Source organism: Saccharothrix violaceirubra, assembly GCF_014203755.1.
Lineage (GTDB): Bacteria > Actinomycetota > Actinomycetes > Mycobacteriales > Pseudonocardiaceae > Actinosynnema > Actinosynnema violaceirubrum.
This window is the reverse complement of the sequence record NZ_JACHJS010000001.1, coordinates 867,413-893,725: the sequence shown is the minus strand read 5'-3', so window position 1 is coordinate 893,725 and position 26,313 is coordinate 867,413. Positions and strand designations below refer to the sequence as shown.

Here is a 26,313-nt window from a genome sequence, read left to right as displayed (position 1 = left end):
GGACTTCTTGACGGGGACGCCGGCCTGGCACTGGCGCTGCACACCATCGCCACGCACCAGGCCGACACCACGTGGGACCGCTGCCTGCTGATCGCGTGACGGCTGTACGACGGCGTACCCGATCGCGACCCGCCGCCTGGCCGGCGAGAGTCAAGCGGCGGTCGCGATCGTTCTTCGGCAGGCGGTCGGCTGCCGTGGGCATGCTCGGATCAGTGGTCGAACTTGCCGGCCTTGGCGCTCGCGAAGAACGTCGCAATGCCGTCATGGGAGAACAGCAGCACCGGACCCGAGTCGCCCCGCTTACTGTCCCTGACACCGATCGCCGCCGCGTCGACACTGGTGCCGACCTCGACGCAATCCCCGTTGCCGACGGAACGGCTCGACTTCCGCCAGGTCCACGTGTCGCTCATCGTTATAGCTCCCTCCGGATGGTGTCGATCACGGACAGCGACTTGCGCGCGGGCAACGCCACGTCCAGGAGGTGGGCGCCTACCTGCGCGTACCGGTCGATGTCCTCAGTGTCGTCCCGATACCGGCCGCCTGACAGGTCTTCGAGATACACCACACCCGGATCGCGCTCGATGGGGAACTCCAAGCGGGTGAACGGTCCCTGCATCGCAGGATGTGCTCCACTGCTGAACGGCAACACCCTGATCGTGATGTTTTCGCGCTCGGCGAGCGTCAGCAGGTACTCAAGCTGCTCGGCAGCGACGTCGGCACCTCCGACCTGCTGACGGAGCACGCCTTCACCGATGACGGCCATGACCTCCAGAGGGTGCTCGGAGCGTTCGAACGCGGTCTGCCGACGCATCCTGAGATCGACGAGAGTCCGCACGCGGTCGTCGGCGAGGTCCGCCCCGCCGAGGTGGCCGCGGATTGTCGCCTCGGCGTAGCGACGGCATTGGAGGATGCCCTTCACGACCACGGCGTCGTAGGTGAAGATTCGGCTCGCGCCCTGCTCCAGACCGACGTACATGTCGAAACCGGGCAGCAGGTTCAGCGTCGAGTCCAGGTCGAAGACCGGTCCCGACTCGCGGGCCTGGACGATCAGCTCCTTGAACTGCTCCGTCATCTCCGGCACGCCGTACAGCTCCAGCAGTGCCTCGATGTCCAGGAGCTTGGGCATGTTGCGGCCGGACTCCAGGTGCGTGACGCGCGACTTGCTCGTGTCGATCCGGGTCGCCGCGTCCTGCTGGGATTTGCCCGACGCCTCACGTAGCCGCTTCAACTCGAACGCCACGTACCGACGGATCACCGTTGGTGTCGTTGACAGCGCCACGTAACTGTCCAATCTGCCCAAGTCACCCTATCGGTCGACTAGGCGTCAGTAATGTCTCCACAGTAGCCTCTCCAATCGAGAGGCTACGACGGTATCTTTCCGTAGCAACCCTCTCACACTCCGCAGTTGCCCGATCGGCACCCCATCCCGGTCCGGCCACCTCTACCTCGCAAAACCGGAGAGGGATACGCCATGGCCCAAACTCCGAGCACGCACACCGGTTCCGTGACGGCCCAGGCGCGAACCGCCTCTGGAACCGAGTTCGGGGAGGAAGCCGCCCAAGACGCCGAGGTGCGCGTCCATCTTCGAGACAGCCGCACCGCCCTGCGGTGGCGACTTGGCTGCTCCCGGCTCCGGACACGCACCACACCAGTCCGGGGCAGCGAAGACCACACCACGGCTTCGGGCGTCTTCCAGCGCAGAATCCACCGGCTCGATCCCGACAGCCGAACGATCCGTCACCAGGGTCTGATCTTCCACCTGTCGGCGTGCGGCGCGGTGGCGATCGCCACCGATCATTCCGTACCCGAGTGGGAATGGTGCCCGACCTGCTGGCCGACCGATCCCTCCCTCCGAGACGGCACTGCCGATCGTTGACCGCGATAACGCCGTTGGCGCACAACGACTTCATCCCCCTGAACAAGACCACTCGGGGTGACGCGCATCCCGAGCACAACCTGGAAGGGAACCTCAAATGTCCACTCACATCGGTTTCAGCACGTCGTCGTTCGCCCGCATCGAAGGCGAGGCCCCGATCTCCTGCCACGTCGTCGGAGACGAGGCCCACCTCACGATCGGCGGCGGTGCACTGGACCTCGTGATCACCAAAACCGCACTCGTCGACCTCACCGGCCACCTCGTCCGCGCCCGCGACGAACTCACCGCCGACGAACAGTTGACCACCGCCTGACCCGACACCGGCCGTCGCGCGACCGCGCCGACACCGCCGACGGCCCTCCCGACGGGCGGGGAGTGCTCCACACTCCTCCCGCGAAGCACTCCCCGCCCACCCCGGAAAAGTCCGGAAAGGACAGTCGACATGATGTGTGTCGAGAGCCGGACTCTCCGGGAGATCGGACGCTGCCTCGCGACCGGACGCCCGCACCACGCCCTCGACCACGCCTTCACCCTGACCGGTACCGACGCCCCAGGCCGCCGGTTCCTCCTCATCGCGGAACTGGCGGCCCGCGCCGGGCGCCCGCTCGGCGCCGCCCACTACCGCGACCTCGCCCGACGAACCCTCCCAGACGGACACCCACCGATCAAGATCCCCACCCTCCCCCGCCCCGCAGACGATGCACGGGAATCGGCGATGCCACCCGAGTGGGCGCACTACGCCGTGGGCCGAGCCGAACAGGCGCTGCGCTGGCTCGACCACCGCGTCACCACCTCCCCGTTCGCCCACGACTGGGCCCGCACCGCCCTGCTGCGCGAGACCCGCGCGTCGGCGCACCTCGACGGCGTGCACCTCGCACTGATCGAGGTGTTCCACCACGTCCTGTCCACGAGCCCGGTGGGCCAGTGGCGCGAACCCGCCTTCGCCCGCCACCTCGCCACCACGCTCGCCCTGCTCGACACCCCGACACCGACACCCGCCCCGGAGCCGTTGGCCGACGTCCTGACCCGGCACGTACGCACCCCGCCGGCCGAGGGTCACGCCCGGCGCCTGGCCCTGCCCGGCGCCCTGGTCCGCGCCGGATGGCTGACCAGGCCCTGGCTGCCGCTCAGCACCCACTACACGGGCACGCCCGACCCGACCCGACCACGCCGGGCCGACGTGCTCGCCGCCGTCGGCCGGATCGCCGACGCCATCACCCGCACCTGCCACGCCGAGATCGCCCTCCTCGACACCCTCACCAGGCTGCACGACCACCCCGCCGCCACCCGAACCCGCAACCTCCGCGCCGTCTGGACCGACCTGCTCACCCGAGGCGCCGTCACCGTCACCGACCTAGCCACACGCCACGGCTTCACCACCAAGACCGGCTACAACACCACCGCAGCCCTGCGCGCCCTCGGACTCGCCCGAGTCGACCCCCGCCCCTACGGGCGCACCATCCACAACCCCGACGTCCTGGACCTGTTGACCTGTCCGCACGGGGCCGCTCTGGAGGATCAACTGTGAGCGCTCGGATCAGACTCCGCGCCGGCATGTTCGACAAGGCAACACGCCTGGCCGGCCACCGCTCCGACTACTCGGCCTCCAAGGCCATGGGCGTGAACCGCTCCACCGTCACCCGCGTCCGCGCCGGAGAACTCCATCCCGGCCCCGCCTTCATCGCAGGAGCACTCCTCGCCTTCGCACCCATGACCTTCGAGGACCTCTTCGAGTGCGTCCCGTGATCTGTGGGCGGGTGCTCGTATCCGACGGTCAGCTATACAACGTCAAGGGTCGGATTGGGCTGTTTGAGGGAATGTGTGTGCCGTCCCGGAGTGTCCGGTAACCGTCCGGATCAGGTCTGCGATCTTTGGGCAGTCGTGCCGGGACGCGGACCGCCTTCCCGGTGATGTTCGCGGGTGGGTGTGGGGAGGGGCCGTGACCGGTCTGATCGTGGACGGTTCGGGGTTCGAACTGGTCCTGGGTGACGAACGGATCGGACCACTGCGGGCACTTGAGAGTACCGATACCGAGTTTCTGGAGCAGTTGACCGCGCAATACGTGCGGGCGGTACACGCGAACTCGGACTCGGTGCTGCTGGAATTGGGGCGAAAGCTGTTCAGCTGGCTCGACGGCCAACAGGGACAGTTACGGACGTGGCTGGAGCGGGCGACGGCACCGGAGGTGTTGGAGGTGCGGGGCCCGCAGTGGCCGTCCCATACCGCGTGGGCGGTTCTGCGTGCTCCGTTCGAGTTGTTGGCGTGGCCGGACGGGAGTTTCCTTGCCGGCGAAGGGCTGACCCGGTTCTGCGTGGCCCGGCGCCTAGGATCGCCGTTACAGCCTGCCACCCCGGACGGTTTCCGGTTGGGCCTGGCCTTCATGGCGTCGTCGCCGATGGGACAGCACGAACTGGACTTCGAGGCCGAGGAGACAGCGATCCTGGACGCGGTGGGTGATGCCCGCGTCGATCTGCTGGTCGAGGACACCGGCGATCCCGAGCAACTGGGCGAACGGCTCTCCGACGCCGGGCTTCCGGTCGTGCACCTGTCGTGCCACGGCCTCAACGCGTGGCCCGGCAAGGGCGGGGAGCCAGTGCTGTTGATGGAGGACAGCACGGGTGGGCCGCGGCCGACGACGGCCTCCGAACTGGTCGGCCATCTCCCGAAAGACACGCGGTTGGTGTTCGTGTCGGCGTGTCTGACCGCGACCGGCGCCGATGACTCCACGCGCCTGCCCGCGGGCACCGAACGCAAGGGAGGACCGGGCCCGGGAGGGCGGCCGGAGCTGCTGGCGCACTCGCTGTCGACGAGTCTGGTCAGCGCCGGGGTGCCCGCGGTGATCGGGTGGGACGGCTCGGTGAACGATCGGGCCGCCACCAAGTTCGCCGAACACCTGTATCGGGCGTTGACCAACCGCACGGACCTGGCGGTGGCAGTGGGCGACGCGCGGCGGGCGTTGCTGGACTCGGACGACCCTGTAGTGCGGGCGGACTGGCACATGGCCAGGTTGTGGCTGGGTCAGGCGGGCGGCGGGCAGGTGGTGGCGGGTCGTCGCAAGCGGTCGATGGTGTCAGCCGTGCATGGCACGAAACGGTTCCTGGACCAGAAAAGTCAGGTTCCAGTGGCCAAGGCACAGATGTTCGTGGGCCGCCGCGACGAGTTGCGACGTGCGCTGCGGGCGCTACGGGACGGTGAGCACGCCGGGGTGCTGCTGCAGGGCCAGGGCCGGTTGGGCAAGTCGAGTCTGGCAGCCCGGATCGTCGACCGGACGGCCGGCGACTACGCCGTTGCCGTGGTATTCGGCGACTACGGCGCGTCGGCCATCCTGAACGCGATACGGGATGCGGTACGCACCGACCAGAAGGCCCGGGAGTTGATCGACGCCGGGATCGCTCGGGTGCGAGACCGGCCGGAGGCGATCGGGGAGGTCCTGATCGACCTGCTGTCCGGACCGTGCGCCCAGGCGGGCGACGGGCACAAGCCGTTGCTGCTGGTGATCGATGACTTGGAACAGATTCTCGCGTCGAACGCAGCAGGGCCGCACCGGGTCGTGCCCGAGCACGCCCTCGTACTGGCGGCGGTGCTGCGGGCCTTCGAGCCGGCCGAGACGGACAGTCGTCTGCTGCTCACGAGCCGGTTCGTCTTCACCCTCGACGGCGCGGAGAACACGCTTGAGCGTATCCAACTGCGACCCTTGTCCACCGTCGCGCAACGCAAACTGCATCGACGCCACCAAGCCCTCGCACCCGCGGATCGTCAGGACAAACGTGCCGACCTCGCACAGCGAGCGGTCACGGCGAGCCGGGGTAACCCGGGCCTGCAGGACCTGATCTGCCTGCGCTTGGTCTACAACGACCAGGTCCCGCTTTCCCGCGCGGAAGCCGCCGTGTCGCAGATGGAGGACTACCTGCGCCAAGGGGATCTGCCCAGCGACGGCGAAGTCCGGGAGTTCCTGGAGAACCTCGCCCTGGACGCCCTGCTCGACGAGGCCGGCACCCCCGCCAGAGCCCTGCTGCGGGCCGTCACGCTGTTCGACCTGCCCGTCCCGGAACCGGTGGTCGAAATCCTGGCCGATCACGTAGGCGGTACCCCGACCCGTCTGCGCGACCTCGGCCTCCTGGAGCCCTACCCCGACCCGCACGGCACCGGAGGCACGGCCTTGGCCGCCAATCCCTTGGCCGCCGGCCGAATTCCTCCGCTGTCCACGGCGGAACGAAGCACGCTGGCCGCCATCACAGTCGAAGTGCTGCTGGCCGCATGGACCCCGGACACCGAATCTCAGGGCCGGACGACGGAGCAGGACCTGCAACTCACCCGACTCTCGCTGGCGGCGGACAACCCGAGCGTCACCGCCACGTGCGCCGCCGGCGCCGTCACACACTTGCGCGCCGGCGTCGCAGCCGAGGCCTCCACGCTCGGGCACGACGCGATCAGCCTCCTCGACCGGCACCACCGATCTGTACCCGTACTTCTTCTGCGTGTCACCGCCGACGCGGCACTCACCAGCGGCGACGGAACCCTGGGGCATGCCCTGCTGGATCGGGCCGTCCGCCAAACTGCCACCGAGAACCACGAGGATCCCCTGGAACGCGCCAGAGTCCTCGCCGAACGAGCCCGCCGCATTCTCACGACCGGCGACCTGCGTCAGGCCGAACAACTCATCCATCAGGCACACGCTCTGTTCACCGCCAAGGAATCCGACGGTGAAGCCGCAGCGGCCACAGGAGTCCTCGGCGACATCCTCTTCCAACGCGGCGACTACGACGAAGCCCTCCGCATCCGCCGCGACATCGAACTCCCCGTCTACGAACGCCTCGGCGACACCCACGCCACCGCCGTCACCTGGGGCCAGATCGGCGACATCCTCTTCCGACGCGGCGACTACGACGAAGCCCTCCGCATCCGCCGCGACATCGAACTCCCCGTCTACGAACGCCTCGGCGACACCCACGCCACCGCCGTCACCTGGGGCCAGATCGGCGACATCGCCGAACGACGCGGCGACTACGACGAAGCCCTCCGCATCCGCCGCGAAGTCCAACTCCCCGTCTACGAACGCCTCGGCGACACCCACGCCACCGCCGTCACCTGGGGCCAGATCGGCGACATCCTCTTCCAACGCGGCGACTACGACGAAGCCCTCCGCATCCGCCGCGACATCGAACTCCCCGTCTACGAACGCCTCGGCGACACCCACGCCACCGCCGTCACCTGGGGCCAGATCGGCGACATCCTCTTCCGACGCGGCGACTACGACGAAGCGACCCGGCTCCAGCTCAAGCGATTGGAAGTGCACACACGCCTGGGAGATCTCGACGGTATCGCCGGAGCGAACTGGGACCTAGCCCGGCTCAACCTGAGTCAACAGGACCACGAGTCCGCCGCACCCAGGTTGATCGAGTCGTACTCGATCAACCGTCGTCTCCAACGCGCCGAGGGTATCGCCGTGGTGGGCACGACACTCGCCCAACTGCTCGCCGCCGCCGGTGAGACGGTCCAAGCCCGCCAGATCGCCGACGAAAGCCTGCAGGCTGCCACGAAAATCGAGAACCAGGCCCTCGTCGAACAGCTGAACAGCCTCATCGATCGACTCGATCAAGGAAACGAGCACGAATGATCATCTACATCGAGAGCAGCGCCACGAACCACCTCGCGCCAGCGAAGGACAGCCTCCAAGAACTGGTCGACAGTTGGGGATTCACCCTGCACGAAGTTCCCGCGACGGCGCTCGGCACCAGTGATTCCACCCGTGAGGACGACAAGTCCGTCGACCCCGTCGCCCTGGCCGCGCTGGTCCTCTCCATCCCCTCGGCAGCCTTGGCCGTCACCGACCTGGCAGACCGAATCCACAAGCGTCGACGGGCGAAGGACATCATCGACAAAGCCCGACAGATCGCAGACGACCACTCCGTCACCCTGAAACTGGACACCCAGGACGGGCCACAGGACCTCTCGACGCTCGACCCCGACCAACTGCTTGACCTTCCCGAAAGCGACGACCCCGCGTAGACGCCGCCCCGCGCCCGTCTCAGGCTTGCGGGCGGGCGCGGGTCACACCACCCACGACGGCGATCGCACCCTGACCCGACAGGTCTACGGCCACATGTCCCCGCCCTTCAAATGACGGCCGATCGACCACAGCGACGTGGCACCAACCGCACGGAAGAACACCGCACTCGTTCCGCCAATCGGAAAACCGTTCTTCCACAGAATTCGAATAATCGAAGCAGATCGTCGAGCGGCACCGATCCGCCGATAGTGGGATCGTCACCGATTCATTCCGGAGGCGATCCATGGTTGTCACTCACGTTGCTGCCACGATCCTGTCCGTACTCACCTCGTTCAACCCCCCGACCACGCCCAAGGCGTTGTGCGGCTTCGGGTTCGTCAATCCCGATCACCACGGCGGCGCGACCGCCGTCTACCGGCACTGCGCCGAATCGTTCGTGCTCGTCCGGGTCGACACCGACGGACGTGGCCACTACACGCGATGCGTCGGGCCATGGGCGACAGTGCCGTTCTGGGCGGACGAGAAGGTGGTCAACGCCTACTACGTGCCCGTCGCCCCCGCGTTGTTGGACCTGGGCGATCGGCGGATCTGTTCGCTCAGCCAACCCGACGCCTAACACGGGTCAGCGGCGGTCGGCGACGTCGGCCGCCGCGTGACGGGCCAGCTCGGTCGCGCGGTCGAAAGCACACCCGTCGGCGGCAAGAAAGTGGTCGTCCGGTTCGTGCCACGGGGTATGACGGCCTTTGTCGGCACAACGACGCAACGGGGTGTTGAGGTCGGTGAGCCGGTCAAGGGTCGGCCACAGGTGGCGGTTGCGATAGTCGATCAACTCGGCCGTGGGCGTAGTGGCCTGGTAGGCGTAGCGCCACGCCGCGAGCAGGGCGGTGAGGTCTTCGACAGCACGGCCGTGGAGGAACCAACACGGCGGAATACGGGCACCGGGACCGAGTTCCTCGCGGGTATTGAGGTGGTCGACGAAGTCGGCCACCTCGGACCACAGATCGGCAGCGCGGGACGCGTCGAGGTGGGGCCAGGACCAGGAACCCGGCGGATGCGAGCGAAACCGTTCCACCACAACGACAAGGTGCTCGACGATCCCGGTCAAGTGGTCGAGGTCGGCACGCAGGTGTTCGGGACTGGTCATGTCGCCGCTCGACGGCCCATGCGGTGCTCAGCGTCGGCCTTGAGCGCGAGCAGGCGTTTCGAGTCAGGTTGGTCGTACCAGGCCGTCAACGTCACGGTGGTGGCCGGGAGATTGCGGTAGAGCAGGAGCGCCTTGCCGTCGGGCAGGGTACGGAGCTGGTCCACGCGCAGGGCCCGTTCCCAGTTGTGGGTGGTGGAACGGGTACGGCGGAACTCGCCGGTGCTCGTGCTGGTACGAGGCACATAGGCGTCACCGACCAGCCGGGACAGGTCCTCCAGGGTGTCCGCTTCGGCGACACCACCCAGGATCAGACGCGTGGTGACGGAGTTCCAGATCTCCCGGGTCTGTTCACGGCCCCAGCGGCGTTCGAGCTGGCCCAGGCCGTGACAGGCGATGATCATGTGGATGCCGCGTCCGCCGGAGTCGGAGACGAGTTGGCCGAGATTGTCGGGTGCGGCGACGTTGCCGATCTCGTCCCACGGGCAGCGCAACGGCGGGTCGAGGCGGCCGTCGGGTTGGCGGGCGGCGAGGCGTTTGGCGCGGTGGTGGACGTGCAAAGCCAACGCGGACGCCAGTGGCCCGGCCGAGCCGACGCCGCCTTCGCTGACGATGTAGAGGGTTCCGCGCGAACGCAGGAACGCGTCCACGTCGAACTCCCGGCCGCGTGGCGGTGAGCACGCGTCGAGCAGCCGTGGGGAGTTGAGCGGGTCGAGGACCAGGTTCAGGGTCTGCGCGATGCCGCCGAGCATCTCCCCCGCCGCGCTGGTGGTCAGCTCACGCAGCGTCGACGCCCAGTGCGCCGAGGTCGGCGAGCGGTGCAGCAGGTCGAGCGGTTCGTCGTCGGACCACTGGGCCGACCAGGTCAGGATGTCGCGCATGGTGCGTCCGCCCAGGGCCGCGGCGTGCAGCCAGGCGCGCAGGACGCGGGTCGCGGAGTCGGTGAAGAACCCGGCGTTGGTGACGGTGCCGTCCATGGGTCGGGCGGCGACGAGTTCGCGGGCCCGTCGGATGGCCTCGTCGGGGTTCTCGCAGCCGGTGATCGGGCTCCAGCGCAACGTGTCCGGCCAGCCGGTGACGTCCTCGGGATCGAACACGTGGACCGGGCCGACCTGTTCGCGCACGCCCACCGTGGCGGCGAGCACGTCGGCCTTGGTGGAGGTGGTGACGACGGCGCCGGGGGCGTCGAGGACGCGGGGGATGATGCGCCGGTTGGTCTTGCCCTGGCGGGTGCCGACCATGACCAGCTCGGCGTCTTCGTGTTGGCCAAACAGGTTCAGGCCGGCGGCACGTCCCAGGTCGACCGCGACCTCCGACATCGGCAGGCGTCCGGTACCGGCCAGCGACGGGCGGGCGCGGCCGGCACGGCGTCGGGCAGCACGGGCGCCGAGAGCGAGGCGCAGTTGCCGACGGGTCGCCATGGGTGATTCCTGGCCGTGGAACCGGGCCGCGCCCAACGTCACCAGTGCGGCGACCACGATCTCCAGGACGCCGACGACGATCCACCACAGCACGGGATCGGTGTCGGGATGCCCGAACGCCCGACCGGGGTTGTCGGGGTCGCGCAGCAACGTAGCCAATGCCCCGTCGTCACGCCACACCCACCCGTGACCGCCCAGCAACGCGGCCAGCGCACCACCGGTAACCAGTCCGAAAACCCCGCCGATACCCAGGGACAGCATCGCGACCAGGCGCACGAGGTCGTCGCGCGGCGTCACGGCGTGCGCCCGAGCATGGTCTGGTCGGTGTCGATCAACGGCCACTCCCGGGGCGCGACGACGTGGTCGATGAGGAACGGCCGCCCGTCGACCGTCCACAACGCGGTCCCCTTGTCCAGCAACGGCAACAGGGACGCCTGCCGCTCGCTCAACCGCAGCGAAGCGACGTCCCCGCGCTGCCGATACAGCACCCGCGTCCCGCAGTCGGCCAACAACGCCTGCCCGTAGTGCCGCGACTCCTCCGTCCCCCCGAACAGGTCCGACACCCGGTGGCACACGATGATCGTCGCGTTCCCCGTCGCCCGCGACACCTTCTGCCCGGCGTTGGTCCGCGCCATCAACGCCGGGAACGCGCTCAACCGCCACGCCTCGTCGTACACGGTGAACCGCTGACCAGGCCGGTGCGCGAACGCCAACTCGATCACCGACTGGGTCGTGGCCATCACCAACGCCACCGCCAGATCACTGGTCTTGACCCGGCTGATGTCCACCACCGTCGCCGTGTCCCGCCAATCCATCTGGTTGCCCGGCCGGTCGTCGTCCACCAACCCGGCGAAACCGCCGCGGGTCAAGGCACGCACCGCCAACCCGATCTCGTGCAACCGCTCCCGCAACACCCCGAGCCCTACCCGATGCTCAGCGGCCATCTCCCGCGTCGGGTCCAACAACAACGAGCCGACCAACCCCAGGTGCACCGGACGCACCCGCGCCAGATCACCACTCCACCGGGACGCTGCGGTCAACGCCGTCTCCAACGCGGTCCGCTCGTCCATCGTCAACGCCCGCTGCCCCGGCAACAACGTCCTGATCAGCGCCTCCAACAGCCCTTCCCAGTGCGTCCGCACCACAGGCCACCACTGCCCGTCGGTCATGCCCTCGGGTTTGGGCGGCAACGCCAACGCGTTGAGCCGCTCGGGCATCCCCGGCCCCAACCGCAACACCCGCCCGCCCAACGCCTCGACCACCGGCACCCACTCGCCCCGGATGTCGCCGGGCACCGCGAACCGCCGCCCGAACGCCACCCCGCGCAGGCACAACGACTTCGCCAACGCCGACTTCCCGCTCCCGATCACCCCGGCGACGAAGATCCCCGCGTCCTGGAGCAGCCCCCGCGCGTACAGGCGCCACGGGTCGAAGCAGAACACCCCGCCGGAGAACCGCTCCCGTCCCACGACCGTGCCCACCGCCGGCAACCCCGGCCCGGCCAGCCACGGCAGCGCACCCCGGACCTGCGCCGTCGAGTCCACGTGCGCGGGCAACCGCATCCGGTGCACCGTGCGCCCCGCCCGCCGTCCCGCCGGACCCGACCACGGACGCGGCACCCGGTCGATCACCGCAACCCCCGCGCGAACGGCAGCGCGGCGGCCCAGAAGCCCTGGTCCTGCTCCCAGTACAACACCCGGGGCTCGACCGCGGCCTCGTCCAACGCCGCCTCCACCAGCCCGGCCCGCACCTCCAGCTCGGCGGTCGTAGGTGCGGTGACGGACACGAACCCCAGGAACCGGAAGTGCCCGAACCCGTCCACGAGTTCGGCCTCGCGGCGGTGGACGTCCTCGGCCTCACGCCGGTCGGCCCGGGTCGTGCGGCGGTCGATCCGCCGGTTGAGCGTCTCGCGCGCGTCGTCCGCCCCGGCCTCCACCGCGATCCGCGTCTGGGCTTTGCGCGCGGGCAACGGTTCCAGCACCAACGACACCGTGCGCGGCGCCGTCGACCCCAGCAGCACCGGTTCGAGGAACCCGGCCGGGACACCCGCTTCCGTCCGGGGCCACTCGTCGATCCACCAGGTGCGGTGCACGGCGCCGTCCGTGGCGTAGTGGCTGCGGCTCGTGCTCGTGGCCATCGGGTGGCACAGCCCAGGATCGACGTCTTTCGCCGACGGGTCGAAGGCGGACCGCACGAGATAGCCCAACCCACGCGGCGGAACCCAGCCCAACACGGTCAACCCGGCCGACCGCAGACCCCGCGCCACGCGGACGACCTCGGTGAACAGGACGGCCGCCGCGCCGTCGTCCCCGCCTCCAGCCGCCGTGATCCGCGCGCCCGCCCGTCGCGGGTCCAGGCGCAGGACCAGGAACGACTCGTGCCGCACCCCGCCGTCGTCCAGCAGCTCCTCGTACACGGCCGACGCGGTCGGGTTGTCCCGGTTGCCGTGCATCTCCCAGTCACGACGGATGTCGCCTCCGGCGTCGGGCACGACCCGGTGCAGCAACTGCACGCGCACGATCGGGCTGTCGGCCCGGCAGACCGCGTTGAGCACCGCGCCCAACCCGATCACCAGCCGGGCACGATCGGCGGCGTCCAACAACGCGAACGTCTCGGCCCGCACCTCCACCGCGGCCGTCACACCCCCGTCGCCTTCGTAGACCACCCCGAGTTCCCGATCCCCGACCGAGTAGGCGCCGAACCGCAGCCGCGCCAGGTCACCGGGCAACCGCGGCCCGTCCAGCCCCGGCTCGCCGGGCAGCAGCCGGAACGGGCCACCCCGGTACTCGTGCTCACCGGTCACCCGCGTCACCACCTGGGCGAGCAGGATCGGCGCGAAGTCGACCAGCGGACGTCCGCACACCGGCACCAACGCCACAGCCACCAACACACCGGCCACCACCCAGGCACCGGCCACGGCGGTGAACAAGGCCACCACCAGGCACACCAACTGACTCGCGGACTTCCCCCACAGCACGCCGTCACTGCGCCTCTTGGAGAACCGCACCCGCACGTCGTTCACCACCGGCCACCTCCCGAAGTCGGCCCGACCGGCGGCGGCACCCACGGCACCTGATCCGGAAACGGGCTCTCGTCGGCACCACCCGACACCACACCATCCACAGTGGACTGAACCGCCATCGCGGCCAACGCACCCACCGCCGCCACGGCCGGCAACGGCCGCACCGACACCGCCGGCGCACGGTCCGGCACAGAAGCCGACCTCGGAGCGGCCCACGACCCCGCCATCGCCAACCCCGACGACACGACCATCGGCACCGAACCCCGACCCGACCCACCACGGCCACCGTCGAGCGGGAACCACTTCACCACCACGAACGGCGCCAACGACGCCACACCCAGCATCCCCACCCCGACCAGCAGGTCACCCACCCCACGACCCTCGCCGATCCACGTCTCCCCCAGCCGGAACACCAGCACGCTCACCGGCTTGGCCACCACACACGCCCACAGCACCGACAAGCCCTTGCGCGTCCACGACCGCGTCACCGCCGGCCCCGCACCACCCGCGAGCTGGAGCACCAACAACGTCACCGCCAACACGATCGCCCCGGACCGGAACACCAGCAGCAGATAGGCCACGCCCGCGCAGAACGCCCCCAGCAGGAACACGACCATGACCAACAACCACCCGTGGAACTGCACGTCCGGCCCACCCGCCGCCAACACCCGCATCAACCCGAAGAACCGCGCGTACACCGCCTCGGCCGTCCCCGCCGTCGACCCGGCCAACCAGTCCGCGACCCGGTCCGACACGAACACCGCCGACGCCACCACCGCCAACCCCGCGCCGAGCCCGAACGCCCACCGCACCAACCCGATCCCGCTCTCGGCCAACTCCCGCAACCGCATCCGCACCACGGCGATCACCGCGTTCACCAACAACAACGCCAACAGCAGGTAGGCGCTGACCGTCCCGGCCGCCCCCAGCACCGTCCGCAACCCCGGATCGTCGAACTTCACCGGGGTCGGGTTGCGCAACGCGCCCAACGTCAGGTCCAGACCGGCGAGCATCGACCGGGCCGCCGCCTCGGCCAGGCACTTGTCGAACTCCCGACCGCAATCCATCACGCCCCACAACGACGCGCCCGCCTCCACAGCCACCGCGCCCACGCACAACCCGCCCAACGTCGCCACCAGCGCGGGAATCGAACACGCCGCGTCCAGGCTGTCGCCGAGCACACCGCCGCCCACCGTGGCCGCCGTGCCGCCACCGACCGGAACCCCGTCCGCCACGGCCCGACCCACCAGGTTCAAATCAGCCGCCGTCACGGCCGGGAGCGGACGTTCCAGCAGGTAGGAGTCCAGGACCGCGCACACCATCCCGACCCGGTGGGGCACCACGGCCAACGCGTCCCCGAGCCGGTCGGCCGGAATCCGCCCGCAGTCGATGCCCCCGTCGCTTCGGCGCGGCCACCACTGCATCGGCAGGCAGACCTGCTCCGTGCCGACACACGCGCCGATCGCCGTGCGCAGTTGGGCGATCCGTGCCCGGTTCTGCTCCTCGGACCAGTGGAACTCCGGCGAGAGCGGCGGCCGGGACAGGCAGAACCGCCACGTCACCCGCGACGGCGTCACCTCGGCCCGGTGGGTCACCACGAACGTGCACCGCAGATCGGCGTCGTCACGCAACAACACCTGGTCACCGCCGCACACCGCGTCGCGCGGTATCTCCGAGGACGGCCACGGACAGCCCGGCGCGACGTACCACCACCGCCCGTCGGCAAGCCTGACCCGCGGATGGTCACGATCGCCGACGCGCACCAGCTCGATGCCCTCGCTGGGCTGCGGTGCCGCCTGAGCCTGCGGTGAGACCAACAGCCCCAACACCACCACCAGCGCTTTAGCAGGCCACACGCGGCACCTCCCGGAACCCGTCCCGCGCCCGCAGGAACGCCGACGCCGGGTGGAGCACCGAACCCGAAGTGACCACCTCCGGCACCGACGACGGCCGCCACCGCCCGTCCCGCCGCACCAGCCAGTAGGACCACAGCGCGTCGGCGACCTCACCCGGCCCGGCGGCCGAGTCCGCCGACCGCAGCCACACCCCGGCCACCTCGACCAGCACCCGCTCGCCGTCCCGCCGGGCGACCCGCACCGCGACCGGCCCGAACAGCGCGTGCCGAAACGTCTCCCGTTCCGCCCACCGCCCGAACTCCTCGACCACGCCGTCCTCGGCGCCCAGCTCACGAACGGCATCGCGGACGGCGTGGGCACCGTCGACCCGGCGGGCCAGCAACACCGACAAGTGGGCCGCCGCCACAGCCTCTTCCCGTTCGCACGGCTCCGCATCGGGCCACATCTGTCCTATAAGGACACCGACCACCAGCGCCACCAAGACGACCACGACCCGGACCACCGGACTCACCCGGCGAACATCGAGTACGCGAAATTGATCATCACCGACGCCAGCCCCACCACCGCGCCCAGGAATACTCCGCCCACCACGCCGCCGATCCCGACCCCGCGCGCGTGCTGGAACCCCAGCCGAGGCCCGACGACCGCGATCCCCACCCCGATCACCACGGCGGCCAGGCCGCCGATCAGCACGTACATCGCGATCGAGTTCACCATCGACTCGAACGCGGCCAGACCGGGCGCGTTGCGCCCCTCGGTGATGTCGATCGGCTCCAACGGCCCCGGCTGGCTTACCCACATGGTCATCACGTCCTCCTCACCCGAGAAGCAGCGACACCGCCGCCGCCACGTCCACACCCGCCAAGGCCGGGCCGACCACCGTCCCGGTCCGGCTCAACTCGCGGCGGAACGGCATACGCACCACCGCACCCGCCACCTCGGCCACGCCCGCCTCCGCGACCGCAGCGGCACGAGGCCACCGGCCAGGCCGATGCGCCACCACCGCGACCACAGCCGGCAAGTCCCGCCGGGCATCCCCGGCCAGCAGCCCCAGCAGTCGGGCCATGTTCCGCAGGTCCACCGGATCGGCCCGGCACACCGCCACCACCGCGTCCGCCACCGCCACACACGCCCTGGCCGTCGCGGCACCACCCGCCGGACAGTCCACAATGGCCATTCGTTCACGGCACATGTCCAGAACCCTCAACACCTCCGACGGCCCGACCGTGTCGAACGCCTCGCAACCACCCAACCGCCACACCCCGTGGACCACCGGGACACACGTCGGCCCGCTCCCGTCCGGCAACGCCGCGAGCCGCCGCCAGCCCCACGCCCGACCCGGATCGACCGGCGACCGCGAACTCCCCGGCCACGGCGAGGCGTCCACCGACACCACCTCGTCCAAGCCCTGCCCGGCGAACGCCGCCGCCGTCTGCGCCGCGACCGTCGACCGACCCGAGCCCGCCAAGCCGATCACGGCGATCACCCGGCCCCGCAACGAAGTCCGCGCCACCGGGGCCTTGTCGAGCCGCACCCGTCCCGCGACCGGAGGCGACGTCACGACCTTGCGCAACGACACCGCCCCGGGCGGAAGCGGCACCGCACGGCCGTTCACGACCCGTCTCCCGCCAACGGTCGCGCCGCCACACCCTGGAAGTCCCCGCCCGTCCGCACCGCCGAGACGGTCACGACCTCGCCCGACTGCGGCGCCTCGACCATGCGGTGGACACCGCCCACGACACCCAGGTAGAGCGCGACGTGGTGCGTGCCCCAGAACAACAGGTCACCCGGCAACGCCCGGTCGAACGGCACGACCACCCGCGCCTGGGCCAACTGCTCACCCGAGGTCCGGGGCAACCGCACCCCGGCCCGCGCGTAGGCGTGCAGCACCAGGCCGCTGCAATCGAACCCGACCTTCGCGAAGTCGCCGTGCGCGTCCGCGACACCGTGGTCCCGAATCCCCAGTGTCGGCCCGTCCGCGTCACCACCACCCCACGCGTACGGCGTGCCCAACCACTCCAACGCCGCCGCGATCACCACCGCGACCTGCGACGACGGCGCCACCACCGACCCCGACACCCCCGCAGCCGCAGGCAACGCGACGGTCGTCCCCCGCACCACCGGCCGGGCCGGACACCCGCCCGTCGGACAGGTCGGGCCTCCCCACCGCACCACCGCCGCACCACCCGCGACCGTGAACACCACGGACGCCACCGACACCACGACGAAGGTCTTCATCGTCCGCCCTCCAACCGGACCCGGAAGCGATGGCGGAACGACCCGGCCACCCACAGCCCGTCACCGACGGCCGTGATCGCGCCGAACACCCCGGCGACTTCCGGATCGTCGGCGCGCACCCGCGTCAGGCTCGCCACCGCCACAACCGCGCTTCGGTCCAGATCGACTTCGACGACCCAGTCCGACCCGGCCAACAGCACCCACGCCCGCGAACCCGCACACGCCACCGAGGCCACAAGCCGCCCGGCCGACCAATGCCCACCCAGCACGACCGCGCCGACCTCGTCGAACGTCACCGGATCACGCAGCACCAACCGATCCGCCGTGGACGCGTGCACCAGGTGCCGCCCGGTGAAGCACAACCCGCCACGGGCGTCGTCCACGCCGACCCGACGCGTCTCGACCAAGGTCTCCGGATCACGCGCTATCGCGGCCCGGCCGGCGGAATCCAACTGCCACAGCCCGCCGTGCACCCCGGCCACCGCGCCCGCCCGCGCGACATCGACACCGCGCACCACGGTTCCCGCCGCGTCGACCACACGCACCACCGCTCCGGCGCCGGTCTCCACGGCCTCCACCAGGAAATCTCCGACAACGCCGAGTCCCCGCACGTCGGCACCGTCCGACGGCACCGCCTCGACCACCACCGTCCGCACCGACACCGGCCCGACCGCCGCGGCCGACACCCGCGTACTCACCGACACGGGCAACGCCGTGCCCGTCCGCTCCGGCGTCCCACACGAGACGACCAGCACCAGCACCCCGACCGACACCACGACATTCACCGTCGATTTCACCGACACCACCCCTTTCCTGCGCATTCCACCGTCACACGGCAACAGTCGAAAACACTCCCCACGACCACCAAAATCCGGAACTTCCGCCAACCGGAAGAACGACGACTACCGCAAAACGAAAAAGTGGAAAACCCGGCGCGACCGTCCTACCGTGACAGAAAGAACACCCAGCACCATTCCGCCGGGGAGAAAGCCATGCCGAAACACATCCCGGAAGTACCGCTGTTCGACCCCGCGGCACTCACCCACCACCGACGCCGCAACCGCCTGACCCAAGTGGAACTGGCCCGCCGCCTGGCCGTGCACGACAACCAGATCTACCGCTGGGAGAAAGGCATAACCCCGATCCGCGCCACCGAACTCCGACGCCTCGCCGCCCAGCTCCGCCTGCACCCCGCCCAACTACAACGCAGGCTCGACGCCCCACCCACCCTGACCGACCTGCGCAGCCTGCGGGCCCTGACCCGCCAGGAACTCGCACACCGCCTCCATATCAGGCTCCACCGCCTCACAGCCTGGGAAAACGGCCGCCTCGGTCCCGAACAGGGCCCGATCCTCGCCGCCCACCTCGACATCGGCGACCAGGCCGTCGACGTCTACGAACGCACCGGCCGCCTACCCGCCGCGATCACCCACCGCCTGGCCCGCGCCCTCCGCGTCACCACCGCACTCGCCGAGGCCGCGTTCCACAATTCCCGCACCACGGGAACTCACCGAGGATCACCGACCACGGCGATCCGCACGCCCATCGAATAACGCCGACGCCCGTCCCGGCGCAACACGCCCGTGCGGCACAACGCCCCCAACAACCGGTGCACCGTCGTCATCGGCAACGACAACCGCCGACAGACATCCGACAACGCCATGGGCTCATCAGCCGCCGCGACCACCTCCAACACCCGCAAGGCCCGAGCCAAATACTCACCACGCTCGTTCCCTTCACGCTCGCTCCGGGATACACTCGTCCCGACCGTCACCCGCTCCACGGACCCGGTATCCATGTCCCACCTCCACACGCGTCCAGGCAACGCCCACACACCGAGTGTCGGAAACAAATCACTGTTCCTGAAGCCGGTATTCCTATTCGAATAGTTGGAATAGTCGGAATAGCCGACCACCCACGCCCACCGCCCACCGGCCGGGTGAACATGCCCCGAGGCAGACCCCGGCTCTGCTATAGCTGACCGGTGCCGGTCGACCACCACCACTTCGACCCGACCCGACGCGCCGTCACCACGGCCCCCACACCAGGCAGCATCCCGATACCGGTTGCCACGCTGTCCACTGCGGAGGACGCGCTGACGTGGGCCGCGACCGACTTCGGCCACACCGTCCACAACAGACCACACGCCGTCCTGCGCCCCACAACCGAGGACGAGATCGCCGACCTGCTCCGCTTCGCCACCCGCCACGACCTCCGCGTCGTCGCGAAAGCCGAAGGCCACTCCACCGCAGGCCAAGCACAATCACTCGATGGCATCGTCGTCGACACACGAGCCCTCGACACCGTCCACGCCCTCGACGGCGACCGGATCATCGTCGGCGCCGGCGCCCGCTGGTCCCAGGTCCTCGCCGCCATGCTCCCCCACGGCCTGACCCCACCCGTGCTCACCGACTACCTGGAAACCTCAGTCGGCGGAACCCTGTCCGTCGGCGGACTCGGCGGCGCCACCCACCGCCACGGCGCGCAGACCGACAACGTCCTGGCCCTCGACGTCCTCACCCCCGACGGAGACCGCCACACCTGCTCGCCCGGCGACCCACTGTTCGACGCCGTCCGCGCGGGCCGGGGCCGCCACGGCATCATCCTGCGCGCCACCCTCCCGCTCGTCCCCGCACGCAGCCACGCCCTGGTCCGCAAGACCACCCACACCAAGCTGGCCGACTTCCTCGCCACCCAACGCGAACAGATCGGCGGCCGGTTCGACTACGTCGAAGGCCAGGCCAAACTCGACGACACCGGCCACTGGACCTACGTCTGCGAAACCGCGACCTGGACCGACACCTCAACCGACACCCCTTACGGCGCCTTCCTCGACCGCCTGTCCCCCGACGTCGCCCTACTCCGCGAGCTCGGCCACTGGGACGCACCCCACCCGTGGCTCAACCTCCTACTCCCCGACCACCAGGCAGAACCCTTCATCGCCCATGCCCTCACCCAACTCACCCGAGCCGACATCGGCCAAGCAGGCGTCGTACTGATCTACCCGATCGTCACCACCCGGATCACCACTCCGAACCTGCGCCTGCCCGACACCCCGATCGCGTTCCTGTTCGCGATCCTGCGCTCGGCGCCCCACGCCACCCCCGAACACCTCGACCGCATGACCGCCCACAACCGCGATCTCACCCGCCACGCGGAAAGCCTCGGCGGCACCGCCTACCTCGGCGAACTCCCCCGCCCCTGAGCCGGCCCACACGAACGAGCGAATATTCGGCCGACGACCAGCGCGGTCCGGTCCTCCGGGCGAGGATCGGCGGCGCGTCGGCGACCGGCAGGTGGCCAGGGCCCGCATCGGGGGATCGCGGCAGCCGACCAGGCACCAGGGGGACACATGGGCGGCCGGGCCGACGACGGCACCACGCGCAAGCCCAACCCGGAAATCGCCGAGCTGCTGCGTTCACTCCGGGGCCGCATGACGCTGCAAGCGTTGGCCGAACGCTCCCACTACAGCATCAGCCACATCAGCAACGTCGAACGCGGCTGGAAGGTCGCCACCGAGAACTACCTGCGCACCATGGACGGCGTACTCGACGCCGGCGGCCGACTCCTGGCGCTGCTGGACGACACCACCCGCCCCGACACGACCCGACACAGGCCAAGCCAACTGCCACCCGCCCCGCACGTCGTCGGCCGCGACGAACTCCTCCACAACCTCGACCGATTCCTCGACAGCCACAGCACCCGAACATCCGCCCAGGTCGTGGCATTGGACGGCACGGCCGGAGTCGGCAAGACCGCCGTCGCCGTCGCGTGGGCCCACCACATCGCCCACCGCTTCACCGACGGCGTGCTCTACCTGGACATGCACGGCCACTCCCCCAACCCAAAACCGGTCGACGCCGAGCAGGCCCTGTTCGACCTCCTCCAGGTACTGGGCACGCCCCAGTCGTCGATGCCCGTCGGCCTCGACGCCCGGTCGGCACTACTGCGCACCCTGCTCGACGGCACCCGAACCCTGCTGGTCGTCGACAACGTCGCCCGCACCGAACAGATCCGCCCGTTGATCCCCGCGAGCACCCACTGCCTGGTCCTCACCACCAGCCGCCAACGCCTGCCCGGCCTGACCGTGCACCACGACGCCCACTGCGTCACCGTCCCGCCCCTGGACGAGCCCGACGCCGTCAACCTCATCGCCGAGATCGCCGGCGCCGACCGGGTCCACGCCGAACCCGACGCGGCCGTGCGCATCGCACACTCCTGCTCCTCGCTACCCCTCGCGATCCGCGTCGCGGCCGAACGCGTCGCCGCGAGCCGTCACCTCACTCTCACGGCATTGGCCGCGGAACTGTCCGACGACACCCGCCGCCTGTCGGTGCTTTCCGTAGGGGAACCCGCCGACGCCGTCCGCTCGGTGTTCTCCTGGTCCTACGACCGCCTCGACGCATCGGCCGCACGCCTGTTCCGCCTGCTGAGCCTGCACCCCGGCCACGAGTTCGGCATCGACGCCACCGCCGCCCTGACCGCCCTTTCACCCGCCGACGCCGAATTCGGCGTCGACGCCTTGGTCCGCGCACACCTGCTCGTCGAAACCGCCTACCGCCGTTACGGCTTCCACGACCTCCTGCGCGCCTACGCCGCCGAACGCGCCACCACCGACGAACCCGAGGCCACGAGCGCCCAGCGCCGACTCCTGGACTGGTATCTGGACAGCGCCACCACCGCGTGCACAACCCTGCACCCGAAGAACCACGACACACCGACGATGTCCCGCACCGAAGCCCTCGACTGGCTTGAGTCCGAAATGGACAATCTCGCCGCCGCCACCGCGTGCGCGAGCCGCACCGGCCACAACCGGGTCGCGTTCGGCCTGCCCAAGGTCCTCGTCGACCACCTGTACTGGCGCAACCCTTGGACCACCTGGTTCGACGCCCTCACCACCGCACTGCACGAGGCCCGCCGCGTCGGCAACCAGGACGCAGCGGGCTGGATTCTGCGCAACCTCGGCAACGCCTACTTCGCCTCCAACCGCCCCGGCGACGCCCGCCGTCGCTACGCCGAAGCCCTGGAATCCCACGAGGACACCGGAAACCTCGACGAACAGAAGTGGTGCCGCATCGGCCTGGGCAAATGCGCGTCACGCACCGGCGACCACACCATGGCCGACCTCCACTTCGCCACCGCACAACGACTCTGCGAACAAACCGGCGACGACAAGACCAAAGCCACCGCCACCGCCTACCGCGGCGACGTCCAACGGGCCCTGGGCAACCACAACGCCGCCCTCACCCTCCTCCACCAGGCACTGGACACCTTCACCACCACGAACGACACCGACAGCATCGTCTGCACCTGGGCACACATAGCCGCCATCCACCACGACAAAGGCGACCTCACCACCGCCCTGGCCCGCCTCCAACAGGCCCACACCGCCAGCCTCACCGCGGCCAACCCCTGGACCCAGGCCGACATCCTCCACCGCCTGGGAGAACTACGCCTGAAAACCCACGACCACCCCGGCTGCCACGAGGCATGGACCCAGGCCATCGCCCTGTTCGACCATCTCGACGACCCCCGCGCCGCCACGATCCGGACACAACTCGCCGCTCTCACCGAGTACCGGCGATAGACCGACTCCGGCAAGCCGGACCCACAGCGTCCACCCAAGCGGCTCGGGACTCACCCGACGCGCGGTCTGCGGCACCACCAGACCAGCATGCCCCGCCCCGACGGCGCGAGCCGTCACGATTCCACCTGCCCAGACGACCTCGTGCCCCGTCGAGGCGGGACCTGCTCGAAGCGTGGTGCCCACACCCCGCGCGATCAGGAGCAGCTCATGCGCATTTCCACTCAGAACACCTCAAGTACACTCACCGCTCTACTGCTGCACAACGCGGCCGACCTCGACACCCTCTTGGTCAGACTTACGTGAGACACCCTGTGTGAGGGTGGGTTCATGATCGAGGGCGGGATCGGAGATCCTGATGACCGTGTCCTCGCCATCCGACAAGCAGTCCCGGCCCTCCCGCGACGACCAGGCCGACCCGGCGCCGCGTCCGTCGCGCCGGGTGTTCACCCCGGACTACAAACTGGCCGTGGTCACCGAGTACGAGAACGCCCCCGCCGGGGAGAAGGGAGCGATCCTGCGACGCGAGGGCCTCTACTCCTCCCACATCATCGAATGGACCCGGGCACGCGACGCGGGACGCCTGACCGGCCAACCCGCCGAGCCCGGCGCCCAGACGAAACCGGCGAGGAAATCCGCCGAACAGATCGAACTGGAGAGACTGCGCCGCCAGAACGAGAAACTCGCCTCCGATCTCGCGAAGACCCGAATGGCACTGGACATCATGGGAAAAGCACACGCGCTCTTGGAGGAACTGTCCGGGAGCGCGGAGGACGACACGCCGCCTCGCAAATCCTGACGACCGCGTTCACCGAACTGCGCGCGGCCGGTCTCTCGGTGAAGAAATCATGCACGCTGACCGGGACCTCCCGGGCGACGCACTACCGGCACGCCAACCGGAAAGGCCCGATGCACGGGCCGCGGCCGGCGCGGACACCCCCACCCCAGGCCCTGGACGCCGACGAGCGCGCCCGGGTGCTGGAGGTGCTGACGTCACCGGCCTACCGGGATCTGGCGATCCCGCAGATGTGGGCGCGCGAACTGGACGAGGGCCGCTACTGGTGCTCGATCTCGACGATGTACCGGATCGCCCGCGCCCAGGGCCAGGTCCGCGAACGCCGCCGGATCGCCACCCACCCGCCGCGGACCCGGCCCGAGCTGTCCGCCCGCGGCCCGGGCGAGGTGTGGTCCTGGGACATCACCGCGTTGAAAGGACCGGTCAAAGGCGTCTGGTACAAGTGCTACGTCGTGCTGGACATCTTCTCCCGCTACGTCACCGGCTGGCTGGTCGCCGCCGCCGAGGATGCCGTCCTGGCGAAGGACTTCCTCGCCGAGGCCATAGCCCGCAACGGCACCGAACCGCACACGATCCACGCCGACAGAGGCGGCGCCATGGTGTCCAAACCGGTCTCCGAACTCCTGACCGACCTCGGGGTCCTGCGTTCGCATTCCCGCCCCCGCACCTCGAACGACAACCCCTATTCCGAGGCGCAGTTCAAGACCCTGAAGTACATGCCCGACTTCCCCGACCGGTTCGGCTCCCTCGCCGACGCCCGCCTGTTCTGCGAAGGATTCTTCCTGGCCTACAACCACGAGCACCGCCACTCCGGCATCGGCATGCACACCCCGGCCTCGGTGCACTTCGGCACGGCCGGACGGATCCGCGATCAACGCCAGGCCACTCTCGACCGCGCCCACGCCCGACACCCGGAGCGATTCGCCCGCCGACCCCGCCCACCCGCGCTGCCCGAGGTGGCCTGGATCAACCAACCCCTCGACCAACCACAACCGGCCCCATAGACACAACGTGTCTCACTTGACTTGACAACTACCGACACGACCTGCCTTCAATTCCTCTGGGCCGAAGACGAGATCGACGAAGCGACACATCGCCACCCGACCAAGGCCGATCTCCTTCACCACAGCTTCGCCCTGCTGACCCCGACCCACCCGCTCATGGCCACGGAATTCGTCCACCGCTCACACTGCCGCGACCTGCTCGACCGCGTCGCGGCCGGCACCGATACCCGCCCGGCCACCGCCGCCGAACTGTGCTGCGCCAGCTGCGAAGCCAGCCAGATCGCTCCACTGACGCGTGCCGCCACCGGTCTCTACTTCCGCATGTGGGCTCAGGCGTTCCCACACCTACCCCACGCATCCGACCTGCTTCCCCACCTCGAAGCAGTAGACGGCGACCGGATCGACGATCTCGAAACCCACCATCGCCGCACCCTGTCCATCCCCACCCGAACCCTCGGACCGGTCGAGTGCTCCGGACTGCACCACGGCAAGCCGACCAAGTGCAGGTACGCGACCGACGTCACCGCCTGAACGGCGGTGACCACCACACTCAGACCGTCAACAGCAGCGGAACAGCAGGCACCATTCCCACGGCGAAGTCCTCGACCAGGCCGGGAAGACACGCAGGGAGCAGACGGTCCGCAGTCGCCCGCAACTCGCCGACCGTCCACCACCGCACTTCGACCAGACCCACACGCTCGTTCGCGCTCAACTCGGTCTCGCCCGTGGAATCCCCAGTCGCATAGGCCAGGTAGGCGTAGTCGAGCCGGTGATGGTCCCGACCCCGATAGTGAAAGCGGCTCTCCCTGATCCACACACAGGGACCCAACTCGTCCACCTCGATACCGGTCTCCTCACGCAACTCCCGCACCGCAGCTTGCTCGGCCGACTCGCCAGGGTCCAGACCTCCACCGGGCAACTCCCACCAGTGCTGGTCAGGCTGATCGGGGTCACGGGCATGAACGAGCAGAACACGATCAGCGTCGTCGAACAAAAGCACGCGAGCACCGATACGCGGCGCCGTGCCGATAGTGGCCATCCGTCGAGATCCCTCGGATTCCGGACTGCGGACCGATGGCTGGCGGCGTCAGAACAGGGTCGGTTCGACGTGCGCGGCCACCGTGATGGGGTCGGAGGTTAGCAGTCTGTCCACCGGCTCGATCGCCAGGTGCACGACCAGCGCGGAGTGATCCGTCAGGCGGTCGCCGTCGGGGCCGGGTTCGCGGGTCTCGTGCTGGTAGGAGCATCCGGTCAGGTGGACCAAGAGCCGTGGGTCCACGTGTGCGTGATCGTAGCGATAGCCAAGCTCGGGACGCCGGGCCCAACTGTATTCGTCCCGGTCGGAATGACCAATGGCAGGAGGAG

Annotated in this window: 27 protein-coding genes; 12 read left to right on the top strand and 15 right to left on the bottom strand. The window is 69.6% G+C overall.

From position 1 onward, the window contains the following. Positions 1-209: 209 nt before the first annotated feature. On the bottom strand, positions 210-410 hold the full coding sequence (locus tag F4559_RS04415; protein WP_184666295.1) for a DUF397 domain-containing protein: 201 nt from the start codon (positions 408-410) through the stop codon (positions 210-212). 2 nt (positions 411-412) lie between these two features. Beyond that, entirely contained in the window at positions 413-1,255 is an 843-nt protein-coding gene (locus F4559_RS04410; RefSeq protein WP_184666294.1) for a helix-turn-helix domain-containing protein, read from the bottom strand. A gap of 249 nt (positions 1,256-1,504) precedes the next feature. On the opposite strand from F4559_RS04410, the gene F4559_RS04405 reads away from it, so the two are divergent. From F4559_RS04405 to F4559_RS04375, 7 genes are all read left to right on the top strand, one after another. Then, complete coding sequence (locus F4559_RS04405) at positions 1,505-1,876, top strand: hypothetical protein (protein ID WP_184666293.1); 372 nt, start codon at positions 1,505-1,507, stop codon at positions 1,874-1,876. Between the two features lie 97 nt (positions 1,877-1,973). Beyond that, positions 1,974-2,189, top strand: coding sequence for a hypothetical protein (locus F4559_RS04400; RefSeq protein ID WP_184666292.1), 216 nt, complete (start codon positions 1,974-1,976; stop codon positions 2,187-2,189). A 402-nt stretch (positions 2,190-2,591) separates the two neighbouring features. After that, positions 2,592-3,404: a hypothetical protein gene (locus F4559_RS04395; protein ID WP_184666291.1), complete on the top strand. Its 813-nt coding sequence runs from the start codon at positions 2,592-2,594 to the stop codon at positions 3,402-3,404. A 26-nt stretch (positions 3,405-3,430) separates the two neighbouring features. After that, on the top strand, positions 3,431-3,622 hold the full coding sequence (locus F4559_RS04390) for a transcriptional regulator (protein WP_221447137.1): 192 nt from the start codon (positions 3,431-3,433) through the stop codon (positions 3,620-3,622). A gap of 193 nt (positions 3,623-3,815) precedes the next feature. Next, positions 3,816-7,493: a tetratricopeptide repeat protein gene (locus F4559_RS04385; protein WP_184666289.1), complete on the top strand. Its 3,678-nt coding sequence runs from the start codon at positions 3,816-3,818 to the stop codon at positions 7,491-7,493. Next, positions 7,490-7,885: a hypothetical protein gene (locus tag F4559_RS04380; RefSeq protein WP_184666288.1), complete on the top strand. Its 396-nt coding sequence runs from the start codon at positions 7,490-7,492 to the stop codon at positions 7,883-7,885. The genes F4559_RS04385 and F4559_RS04380 overlap by 4 nt, the downstream gene beginning before the upstream one ends. Positions 7,886-8,169: 284 nt before the next feature. After that, positions 8,170-8,502 (top strand): DUF6355 family natural product biosynthesis protein, encoded by a 333-nt coding sequence (locus F4559_RS04375; protein WP_184666287.1) that lies wholly within the window; start codon positions 8,170-8,172, stop codon positions 8,500-8,502. A gap of 6 nt (positions 8,503-8,508) precedes the next feature. On the opposite strand, the gene F4559_RS04370 is transcribed toward F4559_RS04375, so the two are convergent. The 10 genes from F4559_RS04370 to F4559_RS04325 all read right to left on the bottom strand — a co-directional run bounded on the left by F4559_RS04370 (position 8,509) and on the right by F4559_RS04325 (position 18,361). After that, positions 8,509-9,030 carry a DUF4913 domain-containing protein gene (locus F4559_RS04370; RefSeq protein ID WP_184666286.1) on the bottom strand — a complete coding sequence of 174 codons (522 nt, stop codon included), beginning with the start codon at positions 9,028-9,030 and terminating at the stop codon, positions 8,509-8,511. Continuing rightward, positions 9,027-10,745, bottom strand: coding sequence for a type IV secretory system conjugative DNA transfer family protein (locus tag F4559_RS04365; RefSeq protein ID WP_184666285.1), 1,719 nt, complete (start codon positions 10,743-10,745; stop codon positions 9,027-9,029). The genes F4559_RS04370 and F4559_RS04365 overlap by 4 nt, the downstream gene beginning before the upstream one ends. Further along, positions 10,742-12,010, bottom strand: a complete 1,269-nt coding sequence (locus F4559_RS04360) for a putative type IV secretion/conjugal transfer ATPase (RefSeq protein ID WP_184666284.1) — start codon at positions 12,008-12,010, stop codon at positions 10,742-10,744. The genes F4559_RS04365 and F4559_RS04360 overlap by 4 nt, the downstream gene beginning before the upstream one ends. A 65-nt stretch (positions 12,011-12,075) precedes the next feature. Continuing rightward, positions 12,076-13,470: an SCO6880 family protein gene (locus F4559_RS36205; RefSeq protein ID WP_184666283.1), complete on the bottom strand. Its 1,395-nt coding sequence runs from the start codon at positions 13,468-13,470 to the stop codon at positions 12,076-12,078. Then, positions 13,467-15,326, bottom strand: a complete 1,860-nt coding sequence (locus F4559_RS04350; RefSeq protein ID WP_184666282.1) for a hypothetical protein — start codon at positions 15,324-15,326, stop codon at positions 13,467-13,469. The genes F4559_RS36205 and F4559_RS04350 overlap by 4 nt, the downstream gene beginning before the upstream one ends. Then, positions 15,313-15,837, bottom strand: coding sequence for a hypothetical protein (locus F4559_RS04345; protein ID WP_184666281.1), 525 nt, complete (start codon positions 15,835-15,837; stop codon positions 15,313-15,315). The genes F4559_RS04350 and F4559_RS04345 overlap by 14 nt, the downstream gene beginning before the upstream one ends. Then, positions 15,834-16,133 carry a hypothetical protein gene (locus F4559_RS04340; RefSeq protein WP_184666280.1) on the bottom strand — a complete coding sequence of 100 codons (300 nt, stop codon included), beginning with the start codon at positions 16,131-16,133 and terminating at the stop codon, positions 15,834-15,836. The genes F4559_RS04345 and F4559_RS04340 overlap by 4 nt, the downstream gene beginning before the upstream one ends. 10 nt (positions 16,134-16,143) lie before the next feature. Then, the gene (locus tag F4559_RS04335) at positions 16,144-16,941 is read right to left on the bottom strand and encodes a hypothetical protein (protein WP_184666279.1); all 798 of its coding nucleotides are present in this window, start codon (positions 16,939-16,941) and stop codon (positions 16,144-16,146) included. Beyond that, complete coding sequence (locus F4559_RS04330; protein ID WP_184666278.1) at positions 16,938-17,564, bottom strand: C40 family peptidase; 627 nt, start codon at positions 17,562-17,564, stop codon at positions 16,938-16,940. The genes F4559_RS04335 and F4559_RS04330 overlap by 4 nt, the downstream gene beginning before the upstream one ends. After that, a complete protein-coding gene (locus F4559_RS04325; protein ID WP_184666277.1) occupies positions 17,561-18,361 on the bottom strand; it encodes a glutaminyl-peptide cyclotransferase in 801 nt (266 codons plus the stop codon). Before F4559_RS04325 ends, F4559_RS04330 begins: the two co-directional genes overlap by 4 nt. A gap of 195 nt (positions 18,362-18,556) precedes the next feature. Here F4559_RS04325 and F4559_RS04320 point away from each other — a divergent pair, with 195 nt between their 5' ends. Further along, a complete protein-coding gene (locus F4559_RS04320) occupies positions 18,557-19,117 on the top strand; it encodes a helix-turn-helix transcriptional regulator (RefSeq protein WP_184666276.1) in 561 nt (186 codons plus the stop codon). Here F4559_RS04320 and F4559_RS36680 read toward each other — a convergent pair. Beyond that, a complete protein-coding gene (locus F4559_RS36680; RefSeq protein ID WP_376774703.1) occupies positions 19,072-19,362 on the bottom strand; it encodes a helix-turn-helix domain-containing protein in 291 nt (96 codons plus the stop codon). The two genes, F4559_RS04320 and F4559_RS36680, sit on opposite strands and share 46 nt — an antisense overlap. A gap of 186 nt (positions 19,363-19,548) precedes the next feature. On the opposite strand from F4559_RS36680, the gene F4559_RS04310 reads away from it, so the two are divergent. The 4 genes from F4559_RS04310 (at position 19,549) to F4559_RS04290 (ending at position 25,479) form a co-directional block, all read left to right on the top strand. Next, positions 19,549-20,769: an FAD-binding protein gene (locus F4559_RS04310; protein ID WP_312865473.1), complete on the top strand. Its 1,221-nt coding sequence runs from the start codon at positions 19,549-19,551 to the stop codon at positions 20,767-20,769. Positions 20,770-20,916: 147 nt separating this feature from the next. Continuing rightward, on the top strand, positions 20,917-23,151 hold the full coding sequence (locus F4559_RS04305) for an XRE family transcriptional regulator (protein ID WP_184666274.1): 2,235 nt from the start codon (positions 20,917-20,919) through the stop codon (positions 23,149-23,151). Between the two features lie 355 nt (positions 23,152-23,506). Beyond that, positions 23,507-24,948 (top strand): IS3 family transposase gene (locus tag F4559_RS04295; protein ID WP_246445079.1). Its coding sequence is split into 2 segments (ribosomal slippage): positions 23,507-23,906 and positions 23,906-24,948, totalling 1,443 coding nucleotides; the frame shifts between segments, so codons are not numbered across the junction. Positions 24,949-24,969: 21 nt separating this feature from the next. Next, entirely contained in the window at positions 24,970-25,479 is a 510-nt protein-coding gene (locus tag F4559_RS04290) for a hypothetical protein (RefSeq protein ID WP_184666273.1), read from the top strand. A gap of 19 nt (positions 25,480-25,498) precedes the next feature. Here the strand turns inward: F4559_RS04290 and F4559_RS04285 are convergent, their stop codons facing one another. Together F4559_RS04285 and F4559_RS04280 are read right to left on the bottom strand one after the other, a co-directional pair. After that, the gene (locus F4559_RS04285; protein WP_184666272.1) at positions 25,499-25,987 is read right to left on the bottom strand and encodes an NUDIX hydrolase; all 489 of its coding nucleotides are present in this window, start codon (positions 25,985-25,987) and stop codon (positions 25,499-25,501) included. Between the two features lie 48 nt (positions 25,988-26,035). Beyond that, the gene (locus F4559_RS04280; RefSeq protein ID WP_184666271.1) at positions 26,036-26,227 is read right to left on the bottom strand and encodes a hypothetical protein; all 192 of its coding nucleotides are present in this window, start codon (positions 26,225-26,227) and stop codon (positions 26,036-26,038) included. Between the last annotated feature and the right edge of the window lie 86 nt (positions 26,228-26,313).

What these genes read in the sequence shown, in the direction of transcription:
- F4559_RS04415 (WP_184666295.1), bottom strand. Translation starts at nt 410, where the DNA reads ATGAGCGACACGTGGACCTGGCGGAAGTCGAGCCGTTCCGTCGGCAAC.
- F4559_RS04400 (WP_184666292.1), top strand. Translation starts at nt 1,974, where the DNA reads ATGTCCACTCACATCGGTTTCAGCACGTCGTCGTTCGCCCGCATCGAA.
- F4559_RS04395 (WP_184666291.1), top strand. Translation starts at nt 2,592, where the DNA reads ATGCCACCCGAGTGGGCGCACTACGCCGTGGGCCGAGCCGAACAGGCG.
- F4559_RS04390 (WP_221447137.1), top strand. Translation starts at nt 3,431, where the DNA reads ATGTTCGACAAGGCAACACGCCTGGCCGGCCACCGCTCCGACTACTCG.
- F4559_RS04380 (WP_184666288.1), top strand. Translation starts at nt 7,490, where the DNA reads ATGATCATCTACATCGAGAGCAGCGCCACGAACCACCTCGCGCCAGCG.
- F4559_RS04375 (WP_184666287.1), top strand. Translation starts at nt 8,170, where the DNA reads ATGGTTGTCACTCACGTTGCTGCCACGATCCTGTCCGTACTCACCTCG.
- F4559_RS04370 (WP_184666286.1), bottom strand. Translation starts at nt 9,030, where the DNA reads ATGACCAGTCCCGAACACCTGCGTGCCGACCTCGACCACTTGACCGGG.
- F4559_RS04360 (WP_184666284.1), bottom strand. Translation starts at nt 12,010, where the DNA reads ATGCGGTTGCCCGCGCACGTGGACTCGACGGCGCAGGTCCGGGGTGCG.
- F4559_RS04340 (WP_184666280.1), bottom strand. Translation starts at nt 16,133, where the DNA reads ATGACCATGTGGGTAAGCCAGCCGGGGCCGTTGGAGCCGATCGACATC.
- F4559_RS04330 (WP_184666278.1), bottom strand. Translation starts at nt 17,564, where the DNA reads ATGAAGACCTTCGTCGTGGTGTCGGTGGCGTCCGTGGTGTTCACGGTC.
- F4559_RS04320 (WP_184666276.1), top strand. Translation starts at nt 18,557, where the DNA reads ATGCCGAAACACATCCCGGAAGTACCGCTGTTCGACCCCGCGGCACTC.
- F4559_RS36680 (WP_376774703.1), bottom strand. Translation starts at nt 19,362, where the DNA reads ATGGATACCGGGTCCGTGGAGCGGGTGACGGTCGGGACGAGTGTATCC.
- F4559_RS04305 (WP_184666274.1), top strand. Translation starts at nt 20,917, where the DNA reads ATGGGCGGCCGGGCCGACGACGGCACCACGCGCAAGCCCAACCCGGAA.
- F4559_RS04285 (WP_184666272.1), bottom strand. Translation starts at nt 25,987, where the DNA reads ATGGCCACTATCGGCACGGCGCCGCGTATCGGTGCTCGCGTGCTTTTG.